The organism is Saccharothrix obliqua (assembly GCF_019375475.1).
In the GTDB taxonomy this organism is placed as follows: domain Bacteria; phylum Actinomycetota; class Actinomycetes; order Mycobacteriales; family Pseudonocardiaceae; genus Actinosynnema; species Actinosynnema obliqua.
Map to the genome: position 1 here is coordinate 442,961 of NZ_JAHXGQ010000002.1, position 11,505 is coordinate 454,465.

Consider the following 11,505-nt stretch of genomic DNA (forward strand, 5'->3'; position numbering starts at 1 on the left):
ACTGTCGTACCCCCTCCGTACGCTCGGCCCCACCGAAGAAAGGGGCGGAACGTGGGCGCGCGGGAAACCACAGCACAGTCCGAAGAGGACAAGCTCGTCCTGCCACCCCGCTGGCGGCAGACCGTGCACGTGCGGGCCGGTGGGCGCACCGCCTCGAACGCCCGGCCGGCACCGCGGTCCGCCGGCCACGTGCGGAACGCGCTCGCCGACGACGACGAAGCACGCGCCATCCTGCACGACACCGAGCCCGGCCTCGCCGAGGTGGTCGCCGAGTACCTGGCCGGTGCGCCGGAACCGTTCGGCGCGGCGGGTGCGGCCGTGGTGTTGGCGCACCTGCGCAGGTCCCACGTCGACGCACCGGTCGCCGACGCCTGGACGGCCGAGCACGGGCTGCCCTTCGCCGCCCGCGCCACCGCCGCGCTCGGCCGCGTGCGCCTGCACTGGGCCGACACCCGCCCCCACCTGGAGTTCACCCCGCCCGACCTGCTCTTCGCCCGGAACACCGAACCACCCGCGCTCGAACGCACGCGCGCGCTCATCGCGGCGGCCGGTGCGCCCGACGAGGTCGGCGAGGCGCTGTCCGCCTTCCGCGACACCCCCGGTGGCCGGATCATCGCCGCTTACCTGCTCCCCTCCCGCGCCGACTGGGTGGCGGAGGCCCTGGACGAGTCCCGGTGGCACGGGCAGCCGTGGGTGGGCTGGACGCCGCTGATCGCCGCCCTGGGCACGGCCGAGCAGTTCGCGCGGATCGCGGAGCACCCGTCCGCGCAGGACGACGTGCGCACCCCGACCGCGCTGCGGACCGTCGTGGACGGCATCGGCGCCGCTGTCGCGCCGACCCTCGCGCGGCTGCTCGACGCCACCGGGCCGACCGACCGCGCGGCACGCAAAGCCCTGCTGGAAACGATCGCCGTGCTCCCGACCGACGAGGCGTTCACGCTGCTGCTGGACCGCGCCGACAACGCCGAGGTGGCCGCGCACCTGTCCCGGGCAGCCGGTCGCTTCCCCCGCCGCGCGCTGCGCCTGCTCACCGAGGCCCGGACGACCGACACCGCCGAGCGGCTGCTGCTCGGGCACGCCGAAACCCACCCGGACCTCGTCGCGGCACTGCCCGAAGCGGCACGGGCGGTCGTCGAGCGGGTCCGGGCGGCGCACGCCCGCGTGCCCGAGGCGGACCCGGCGGAGCTGCCGGCGTTGCTGGTCGAACCGCCCTGGCTCGCCCCGCGCCGCACCCGGCAGGTGGTGCACGGGCTCCGACCGCCGACCGGGGCGGGCGTGTCGTGGGCACCCGGCCAACGCGCGGACTGGCTCGCCACCGAGGTCTTCACCCCCGACGGGCTGGACTGGCCCGAGGTCGTCCGCGGCTTCCACGACGGCACCGCGCCCGAGGTGGAGGTGATCAGCCTGTTCGCCCGCGGCCCGGAAGAACTGGCCCGGCCGCTGCTCGCGCACTGGAAACCCCGGTACGCGTGGGACGTCGAGAGCTGGGGCCGCCTGGTCGCCGCCCGCTACGAGCTGGACGCGCTACCCGTGCTGCTGCACCTGGCCAAGAGCAGCCCGGTGGCGGTGAGCGGGCTGCTCGGACCGTTCACGGACGACCGGGTCGCGCACCGGGTGGCGGACTGGCTGGTCCGGCTGAAGTCGGTGTGCGCCACCGCGATCGGGTGGCTGCGCGGACACGCGAAAGCCGCCGCGCGGTACCTGGTGCCCACCGCCGTCGGCACGCCCGGCCCGGCCCGCCGCGCCGCCGAGGCCGCCCTGCGCGTCATCCCCGACGAGGCGGTGGCGGCGGCGCGTGAGCACGGCCCCGAGGTGGTCGCGGTGGTGTCCGCCGACCTGCTGGACGCGTTGCCCGCGAAGGTGCCGACGCCGGGCAGGTGGGCCGATCCCGCGCTGCTTCCGCAGGTCCTGCTCGCCGGGCGGCGGCGGGCGTTGCCGCGGGTGGCGGTCGGGCACGTCCTGACGATGGCCGCGATGTCCGCCCCGGACCACGTGTACGCGGGCGTGCCGGTGGTGCGGGAGCTGTGCGACCCGAGATCGCTGGCGGAGTTCGCGTGGGCGTTGTTCGAGCGGTGGCGCGAGGTCGGGATGCCCGCGAAGGAGGGCTGGGGGCTGACCGCGCTCGGCCTGTTCGGCGACGACGACGCGGCCCGCTCGCTCGCCGCGTTGATCCGGGTGTGGCCGGGCGAGGGCGGGCACGCGCGGGCCGTCACCGGGCTGGACGTGCTGGCCGCCATCGGCACCGACACGGCCCTGGCGCAGCTCAACGGCATCGCGTTGAAGGCCAAGTTCAAGGGGTTGCGGGAACGGGCGCGGCAGAAGATCGCCGAGTTGGCCGCGGCACGCGGCCTGGGCCCCGAGGAGCTGGCCGACCGACTGGTGCCGCGCTTCGGCCTGGACGACGCGGCGACGCTCACCATCGACTACGGGACGCGCCGGTTCCTGGTCGGGTTCGACGAACAGCTCAAGCCCCACGTCGTGGACGAGACCGGCAAACGCCGCAAGGACCTGCCGAAACCCGGCGCGAAGGACGACCCGGAACTGGCACCCGCCGAGCACAGGCGGTTCGCGGGGCTGAAGAAGGACGTGCGGTCCGTGGCGGCGGACCAGATCGCCCGCCTGGAAGCGGCGATGGTGCGCGGACGCCGCTGGTCGGCGACCGAGTTCCGCGAGCTGTTCACCGGACACCCCCTGCTCTGGCACATCGTCCGCCGCCTGGTGTGGACCACCACCGACGGACACTCCTTCCGCCCCGCCGAGGACCGCACGCTCGCCGACGTCCACGACAACACCTACACGCTCCCCGACAACGCACACGTCGGCATCGCCCACCCCCTCCACCTCGGCCACGACCTCCCCGCCTGGGCCGAACTGTTCGCCGACTACGAAATCCTCCAACCGTTCCCCCAACTCGGCCGCCCCGTCCACCACCTCACCGCCACCGAACGCACCGCCCAACGCCTCACCAGGTTCGAGAACATCCCCGTGCCCACCGGCCGCGTCCTCGGCCTCACCCAACGCGGCTGGGTGCGGGGCGCACCGCAGGACGGGGGTGTCGAGCGCTGGATCACCCGGCCACTGCCCGGCGGCGGTTCGGTGGTGGCGAGCCTCGACCCCGGCATCGCCGTCGGCGCGGTGGACGTGCTGCCGGAGCAGCGGTTGTCCGCGATCTGGGTGGACGCCCGGCGGGACGGCACGTGGCACCCGCGTGGCGAGCGGGTGTTCGGCGAACTCGACCCGGTCACCGCGTCCGAGCTGATCGCCGAGCTGACCGCGGTGACCGCATGAGCCGTCCGAAGTGGACGCTCAGTCGAGCTTCGCCCCGTACACGCGCTCCACGGCCAGCACCAGCAGCACCCGCCGGTCGGCCACCATCACGGACCGGTACTCGTCCCAGTCGGGGTGCTCGCCCGCGGCCCGGCGGTAGTAGTCCACCAGGGCCTCCACCTCCGGGCCGTGCGGGTCCGCGCCCGGCCCGGTGACCGTCACGACGCCTTCGGCGGTGGCCCACGAACGGCCGTCCGCGCTGGTCACCTCCAGCGCGGCGCGCGCGTCCCGGCGCAGGTTCGCGACCTTGGCCGTGCCCACGCGGGCGGAGACCAGCACGACCTCGGCTTCGCGGTCGTAGTGCGGCGTGACCGGGGAGAGCTGGGGGCGGCCGTCGGACTTGAGGGTGGCGAGGACGCCGAGCTTGCTCTCGGCGAGGAGTGCACGCGGGTCGAACTGCGCAGCGGTCATGCCGCCATCATGGCCCCTCCCCCCGGTGCGCGGGTCAAGGCGTCGTCGGCGCGTCGCGCCGGATGTCGTGGAGATCGCGGGACCGCGTCTCGCCCGCCCACAGGAACGCGACCACCGTGCACGCGAGCGTGGCGCACAGCAGCAACGCGACCGGCAGCGTCGACGGGAAGCGTTGCAGCAACGCCACACCGGCGATCGGGGCGAGCGAACCGCCGACGACGGTCGCCGCCTGGTAGCCGAGGGACGCCCCGGTGTACCGCACGCGGCTCGGGAACAGCTCCGCGAAGAACGCGGCCTGCGAGCCGGTCAGCAGGCCGTGCAGCGCCAACCCGACCACGACCACGGTGGTGACCACCGGGAACCGACCGCCGTCCACCAGCGGCAGCCCGACCAGCGACCACACCGCGATCACCACCGCCAGCACGAGGCTGCACGGCCGCCGCCCGAACCGGTCCGACAGCAACCCGCCCACCGGGATCGCCACCACCTGGAAGACCGACGCGATCGTGGCGGACGCCAGCACCTCCTCCCGGGGCATGTGCACGATCCGGCTCAGGTAGGACAGCAGGAAGATGCTGAACGTGTAGTAGGTCGCCTTCTCCCCGACGTTGGCCAGCGCGGCGATGAGCACCGACCGGCGGTGGTGGCGCAGCACCGTCGCGATCGGCGCGCGCCCCTCGTCGGTGGCGGACTCGCGCGCCGCGAGGAAGACCGGGGACTCCTCCACCGACCGACGCAACCACACGCCGATGACCACCAGCACCACGGACAGCAGGAACGGGATGCGCCAGCCCCACGCCAGGAACTGCTCGTCGGTGACGCGCAACCCCAGCAGGGCCAGCACCCCGGTGGCGATCATGTTGCCCAGCGGGCCGCCGGTCTGCGGCCAGCTGCTCCAGAACCCGCGCCGGGCCGCCGAACCGTGCTCGGCGACCAGCAGCACCGCACCACCCCACTCGCCGCCCAGCGCGAGCCCCTGCACGAGGCGCAGCGACGTCAGCAGCACCGGGGCGGCGACGCCGATCGAGGCGTAGGACGGGACGAGTCCGATGGCGACCGTCGCGCCACCCATCAGCACCAGGCTGAGCGACAACGTCCGCCGCCGACCCACCCGGTCGCCCAGGTGGCCGAACAACACGCCGCCCAACGGGCGTGCGACGAAACCCACCGCGTAGGTCACCAGCGCCAACAGCACACCGGTGAGCGGGTCGCCGACGGGGAAGAACACCTTGTCGAACACCAGCGCCGCGGCCGTGCCGTACAGGAAGAAGTCGTAGAACTCGATCGTCGTGCCGGCCACGCCCGCGCCCAGTACCCGGGCGAACCCCTTGCGCCGCGGTGCTTCGCTGGACATCGCCCCTCCGTCGAAGGTCCGACAACGGAACGTAGAGCCCGCCGCGACGGGCGGTCAACCCGCGGGCGCGTCAATCGCGGCCCAGGGCGTGCGCCCACGTCGTCATCCCGCGGGTGCGTGCCGCGGTGGCCGTGGCCACCGCCAACGCCACCAGTGGTACCGCGATCGGCAGCGGTGCGCCGTTGGGGCGGGACAGCGGCAGCCACGCGCCGACGTCGGGCACGGTGTTCTGCACGACGCAGCACGCCAGGAACACCACGACGGTCAGCACGGGCGCGGTGACCGGGCCCAGGAGCACCCGGGCCAGGACGCCTGCCGAGGTCAGCACCACGACGTTGGCCGGCATGTAGTGCCACGGCGCGTCGGCGGCCACCACGGCGACCCCGGCGGCCACGACCAGCAGCGCCAGCGCGGCCACCGCGGGCACGACCAGCGCGGCCCACCAGGCGACCCGCCGGGTGCCCAGCTTCTCCCACTCCACCATGCGCGGCGCGGTCAGCCCCGCCGCCACCCCGCCGCACGCGGTCGCCAGCAGCTCGATCAGCGGGATGTCGCGTGGTGGTTGGAAGGTCGCCAGGTCGACCGGGATCGCGATGCGCGCGCCCAGCGCCGCGAACACCGCCGATCCCAAGCACAGCAGGACGACCGCACGCGCGCCGTGCGCAGCCAGGTACCGCACTACGCGAACTCCGCCCCGTACCGGCACTGGGCCACGTTGTCGTCGTTGGCCGCGAGCCAGGCCCGGATCTCGTCCGGCGGCTTGGCGAAGAACCCGGTCGTCGGTGGCTGGTACGGCGCCTCGGAGGGCAGCGTGATGCCCGCCTGGTGCCGCAACCACCGCGCCAGCTCGCCGGCTCGCGCGATGCCCGCCTCGTACGTGGCCCGGTCGCCGGTGACCCGGATGCCGCGCAGGCAACCGGCGAAACCCGCCATCGCCGTCGACACGTCCTCCCCCGCCGTGTCCCGCGTGGTCTGGTCGAGCAGCAACCGGACCACCACCCGACCGGCCGGCACCTCACCCGGCGGCAACGACGCCGCGTCGTGCACGCCGGCGACCGCGGCGGGTGTGCGCCCGTACGCCCGGACCAGCGCGGCCACGGTGGCGGTCAGGTCCGGCAGGTCCGCGTCGTGCGCGGGGTGCACGCACACCTCCACGCCCTCGACCGGCTGGCAGCGCCGCGGCGGGTCGGCCGCCGCCGTCACGCGGGTGGCCGGGTTCACCGCCGCCACGACCAGGAACACGGCCAGCACGGCGACCGCGCCGAGCGCGGGCAGCGCCGTGCGCGCCGGCCGGTCCGGCGACCGCCCGAGCCGCGAGGCCAGCACCATCGCGCCGCCGATCGCGATCAGGGCGAACGCGCGGAACAACAACGCCGTCGCCGTCTCGTGCTCGTTGGCCGCCAACGGGTGCCACTGGACTGGCAGCACCGCGCCGAACGCGTCGAGCACCACCTGCGGCAGTTGGAAGAGCAGGAACACCAGCACGGCGACCAGGACGGTGAGCACCGGCAGCGGCGCGACGGCCGCGAGGAACTGGCCGATCGCCACCGCGAAGGCCAACCCGAGGTAGCCCAGCAGGATCGAGCCCGCGGCGGGACCGCCGTAGGTCGCGTCGGCGGCCGTGCGCGCGAAGATCGGCAGCAGCCCGACCGTGTACGCCACCGCGCACACCGCCCAGACCCGCGTGAAGTTGGCCCAGTGCTCGGGTTTCCCGGTGCCGCCCAGGCGCGCGGCGGCGAACAGGCCCAGCGGGCGGGCCAGCGTCGCCCAGCGGTGGAACGCGATCGCGGCGACCAGCGGGCCGACCAGCGCCAGGTGCTCGTGCGCCAGCGCCGAGGTGGCGGGCCACTCGGGTCGCCGGCCGAAGTGCTCCACCGACATGCCCGCGGTCACGGCGAGCACGAGGCCCGCCGGCAGCAGGGCGGTGACCGGTGCGAGCGGCCACGCGATGCGGCGGATCACCTGTCCTCCCGACCGAGCAGGCGTTCGTAGGCTTCTTCCAGGGCGGCCGCGGTGACCTCGGCGCCCGCCACGAGTTCGGTGAGCGGTCCGTGGAACCGCAGTTCGCCTTCGTCCAGCACGGACACCGTGGAGCAGAGGTTCGCCACGTCCTCCACCAGGTGCGTGGCGAGCACGACGGTGCGGGTCTCGCCGATGCGCTCGACGACGCGCCGCAACCGCACCCGCTGACCGGGGTCGAGGCCCACCGTGGGCTCGTCCAGCACGACGATCTCGGGTTCGTGCGCGACGGCGGCGGCGATGCCCGCCCGCTGCCGCAGGCCGCCGGACAGCGTGCGCACCGGCGCGTCCGCGCGGTCCACCAGGTCGACCAGCGCCAGCGCCCGGTCCGCCGCCGCGCCGGCCGCGGTGCGGTCCAGGCCGTTGAGCCACGCCGCGTAGGCGACGGTGTCGCGCACGCGCATCGACGGCACCAGCGAGAACCGCTGCGGCAGGTACCCGACGCGCCGGCCGCCCGCGCCGCCCCTGGTGTCGGCGACCGTGATCCGGCCCGACCGCGGCTCGCGCAACCCGACCAGCAGGGCGAGCACGGTGGACTTGCCCGCGCCGTTCGGGCCGACCAGCCCGGTGATGCCCGCGGGCACCGCCCAGTTCAGGCCCGTCAACACCGGTTTGCGGCGGTACGAGTAGGAAACGTCCTCGAAAGCGACGATCACGTGCGCGTGGTCCTCCATTCCGGCTCCCCCTTCACGCGAGCGCCCGGTGGCGCCGGGTGTGCACCCCCGACGCCACCGGGACGCGCGTCCGTCAGCACAGCAGGCGGCGCTGGCTCTCCGGGGAGGTCTGGCCCGTGTCGGTGCGGGCCTGGTTGTAGTAGTTCGCGTGACCCTCGCGGTCGCAGGGGCCCGCTCCGTTCACCGAGCCGTTCACCAGCCGGGCCGAACCGTATCCGATCTGCGGGTCCGGCCAGAACGAGATGTCCGCGAACAGCCAGGACTGGAGGTCGACGTTGTCACCGCAACCGCTGCGGTTGACCACGCCGTGGACGAACGAGAAGTCCTCGTACGGCGCGTTCGCCGACACCTCGCAGGCCAAGGGCTCGGCGGCGGACCAGGCGGGCGTGACCGTGAGCGCGACGCCGCCCACGGTCAAGCCCAGGACCGCCATCCAGCTCATCGCCTTTCTGGACAGGAAGGACCTAGACCACGTAGCTGATGCCACTATTCCATGCCCCCTCGGAATATGTCACCCATATGGGGCACCACGGGATTCCGCGCGCACGCCGAGGTCGGGTTCTGCACCCATCTCCCGGTTGTCACCGCCACTGCCGCGGCCACCGCACGACGCGGACTTCCATCCCCACCCCAGTACATCGGCCACTGAACCAGTCGTGGTGCGATCTGTCAATTGTCCTTTTCGGAGGCTCGCGCCGAGACGAATCACCCTCCCCCGATGGCGCATTGCGCGTGCCCCAACCACTCCGCTTGATCACCCAAAGGAGTGATAGCGCATTCCCGCGGGCCGAATATCGCGATTCGCCGCCCGCCTGCCGCCCGACGACGCGTCGACCGGGGCGGACCACGCGTCGTGTCCTCAACGGACACCGCCTTCGCGACCGCTAGAGCCGCTGCCAGAGGGATGCCGTGTTCGGCGGTTCCCAGCCGGCCAGGGACGTGTGCGGCTGGAGGCAGCGGTACGTCGCGCCGCCGTAGGTCACCCTGACGCCGGCCGCATACGAGACGCCCACCGCCCACGGGCCGGTCACCGGCGGCGTGGTCGGTTCGGTCGTGGTCGGTTCGGTGGTCGGTTCGGTCGTCGTGGTGGTCGGCGCCGGGCCGGAGCCGACCTGGAGGTCGACGCAGTTGTAGAACGCCATCGCCGTGTCCGCGATGTTCCACACCGCCAGCAGCTTGATCCGACCGGTGCGCCCGCCGAGGCCGACGTTGTGCCGGACCGTCGTGCCGGGCTGGCGGCCGTGGTCGTCGAACTCGGCGACCTTGGTGCCGCCGATGAAGTATTGCCACGTGCTGGTCGAGTGGTTGGCGAGGATCGCCCAGCTGAACGCGACCGAGTCGCCGACCCGGGTGGCGGGCCACGCCTTGCGGTCGTCGTTGAGGGGCGCCCACCGGCCGTCGCCGCCGTGGCAGTTCTGCTGGCCCTTGGGCCCCTCCACGCTGCCCGGCTCGTAGATGATGTCGCCGCAGTCGGACACGCGGCCCTCGAAGCACATGGCCTGGCGGCTGGGCGGCGAGGTGATGTAGCCGTGGGCGCTCGCCGGCGCCGCCGACACCACGACGAGGAACGGCGCGACGCCCACTCCGGCGAGCAATGCCGCGAACTTGCGTTTCAGGCTCATTGTCCGGCTCCTCCGGAAGTCAAACCCCAGCAGGGGTCCGAAATGCGCGGCGGCGGGCCGAACCGTATTCGCGACCCGGGTCGGCGGTCAAGGAAGCACCTGGCTCGGCGGTCGGAAGAAGTTGCCGCAAGTCCGCAATACCAGGAAGAACCGCCTGGTCGGTACCGCCATGATCGGTTCCGATGAGCGATGAAGACGAAGTGCCCGAGGAAATCCGGTTCATACCCGGGAATTCAGTGGACGGCCCGTTCACCGGAATACAGGTGGGTATCGTCAACGGTGACGTGCGGCTCGGCGGTGACCGCGTGCCGCGCCTGGTCGTGCTGCGCGCCACCAGCGCGGAACTGGACGACGTGCGCCACCACTTCACCCCGCCCGGCGGGTACGGGACCGCGCGGCGCGTGCTGCTCGAACGGGGCGTCGTGGTGCTGACCGGTCACGGCGCGGGCCGGTCGTACACCGCGCGCCGCCTGCTGGTCGAGGCCGGGGTGGCGGCGGTGGCGGAGGCCAACCCGGAACTGCCGCTGGGCGCGTTCCACGGCCTGGCCGCCGACACCGGGTACGTGTGGGACGTGCGTGATTCGGCCCGCGACCCGTTCGACCGGGCCGAGTTCGAGCGGGTCGAGCGGCTGGTGCGCGCGACCGGGAGCCGACTGGTGATCGTGCTGGACGAGCCCGTGCGGGCACCGTCCTCGGCGGCGGCCCACGTCGTGCCGCTGACCGCGCCGCCCGCGTTCGACGTGGCGCGGGAGGAGTTGCGGCGGCGTTGCCCGGACGACCACACCGAGCCGCTGCGGGTGCTCGTCGAGGACCTGGCACTGGAGGACGGCGCATCGCCCGAGAAGGCGGTGCGGGCGGCCGACCTGGCGGTGCGCGTGCACCGGGGCCTGGACCGCGACACGGCGCTCCAGGCGCTGCGCGAGCACGTCGAGCAGGCCGTCGAACGCCACCTGGCGGAGCGCACCGACCTGGAGTTCGCGTTGTCGTTCGCCGTGGCGCTGCTGGAGAACCAGCCGTACGACGAGGTCGTGGCGCGGGCGCTCACGCTCGCCGAGGCCCTGCGCGCGACCAGTCCCGACGACGAGCCGCCGCGCGCGTTCTCCTTGTCCAAGAGGGACGTGCTGACCGCGGTCGCCGCCACGACGACCGTGCGCGACCACCCGGACTACCCGGGCCTGGCGGAGGAGACCGTCCACTTCACCCGCCAGGGCTGGGCGGACGCGGTGCTGCGCAAGCTGTGGCGTGACTACCCGCTCGCCCACGACGTGCTGTGGCGGTGGATGAGCGACCGCGACATGACGACCCGGTTCGCCGACGCGGTGCAACGCGCGGTGGTCGCGATCGTCACCGGCATCCCGGCCCACGAACCGCTGCGGCTGGTGCACGACCTGGCCCGCCGGGGCGCGGTGGCGCACCAGGAACTCGCGGCCAAGGTGGTCGCCCGGCTGGACGGGCGGTACCGCGACCTGGTGTCGCGCACGGTCGAGTCGTGGACCACCGGCACCGCCTACGAACAGGCGACGGCGGTGTGGTTCAGCCTCGCCCCGTCCGAGTCCCGGCCGCTCGCGGAAGCCCTGCGGCGGCTGGAGCTGATCGCCCGGTCGGCCAAGGCGACGCCGCGCAACGCCGTGGTGGCCGCCGTCCTGGAACTGCTGCGCACCGAGGAGCACCGCGCGGACGTGCTGGACCGCGTCGAGTCGTGGCTCGCCAACCGCCGCCTGGCGCACGTCGCCCTGCCACTGGCGATGTGGATCACCGGTTACTACCCGTACGCGCTCGCCGTCGAACTCACCGAAGCGCACCCCGCGCGGATGAGGGCTCTCGCGCACCACGCGCTGACCGCCCCGGAGAGCCGCGACGCCGCCGTGGAGCGCTTGGTGGAACTGGCCGACGAAGCGCGGTTGCGGGATTCCTCGGCGGCCCGGCTGGTGCACCTCACCCTGCTGCTCACGCCGACGTTCCGGTGGCCGGCCCGGCACCGGGCCGTCGTGGCGCTGAGCGCGGCCCACCCCGCGAGCCGCGGCGCGCTGCGGCACGCGTTCCGGGTCGCGGCGCGGGTCGGGGGTGGCTGACCCGACCGTCGGGTCGGGCAGCGGAT

Annotated in this window: 9 protein-coding genes; 2 read left to right on the forward strand and 7 right to left on the reverse strand. The window is 73.8% G+C overall.

Translation table 11 applies throughout. The features are described 5' to 3' along the window. The first annotated feature begins 51 nt into the window (after window positions 1-51). Complete coding sequence (locus KZQ38_RS36945; RefSeq protein ID WP_219440004.1) at window positions 52-3,288, forward strand: DUF4132 domain-containing protein; 3,237 nt, start codon at window positions 52-54, stop codon at window positions 3,286-3,288. A gap of 18 nt (window positions 3,289-3,306) precedes the next feature. On the opposite strand, the gene KZQ38_RS08050 is transcribed toward KZQ38_RS36945, so the two are convergent. The 7 genes from KZQ38_RS08050 to KZQ38_RS08080 form a co-directional block, all read right to left on the reverse strand. Then, entirely contained in the window at window positions 3,307-3,738 is a 432-nt protein-coding gene (locus KZQ38_RS08050; RefSeq protein WP_219440005.1) for a PPOX class F420-dependent oxidoreductase, read from the reverse strand. Between the two features lie 34 nt (window positions 3,739-3,772). Beyond that, the gene (locus KZQ38_RS08055; RefSeq protein WP_219440006.1) at window positions 3,773-5,092 is read right to left on the reverse strand and encodes an MFS transporter; all 1,320 of its coding nucleotides are present in this window, start codon (window positions 5,090-5,092) and stop codon (window positions 3,773-3,775) included. Window positions 5,093-5,162: 70 nt separating this feature from the next. Continuing rightward, window positions 5,163-5,771, reverse strand: a complete 609-nt coding sequence (locus KZQ38_RS08060; RefSeq protein ID WP_219440007.1) for a hypothetical protein — start codon at window positions 5,769-5,771, stop codon at window positions 5,163-5,165. Further along, entirely contained in the window at window positions 5,771-7,054 is a 1,284-nt protein-coding gene (locus KZQ38_RS08065) for a hypothetical protein (RefSeq protein WP_219440008.1), read from the reverse strand. The genes KZQ38_RS08060 and KZQ38_RS08065 overlap by 1 nt, the downstream gene beginning before the upstream one ends. Then, window positions 7,051-7,785 carry an ATP-binding cassette domain-containing protein gene (locus tag KZQ38_RS08070; RefSeq protein WP_219440009.1) on the reverse strand — a complete coding sequence of 245 codons (735 nt, stop codon included), beginning with the start codon at window positions 7,783-7,785 and terminating at the stop codon, window positions 7,051-7,053. Before KZQ38_RS08070 ends, KZQ38_RS08065 begins: the two co-directional genes overlap by 4 nt. A gap of 73 nt (window positions 7,786-7,858) precedes the next feature. Next, window positions 7,859-8,227 carry a hypothetical protein gene (locus KZQ38_RS08075; protein ID WP_219440010.1) on the reverse strand — a complete coding sequence of 123 codons (369 nt, stop codon included), beginning with the start codon at window positions 8,225-8,227 and terminating at the stop codon, window positions 7,859-7,861. Between the two features lie 442 nt (window positions 8,228-8,669). After that, complete coding sequence (locus tag KZQ38_RS08080) at window positions 8,670-9,407, reverse strand: lytic polysaccharide monooxygenase (protein ID WP_219440011.1); 738 nt, start codon at window positions 9,405-9,407, stop codon at window positions 8,670-8,672. Between the two features lie 182 nt (window positions 9,408-9,589). Here KZQ38_RS08080 and KZQ38_RS08085 point away from each other — a divergent pair, with 182 nt between their 5' ends. Further along, entirely contained in the window at window positions 9,590-11,479 is a 1,890-nt protein-coding gene (locus tag KZQ38_RS08085; RefSeq protein ID WP_219440012.1) for a hypothetical protein, read from the forward strand. The last annotated feature ends 26 nt before the right edge of the window (window positions 11,480-11,505 follow it).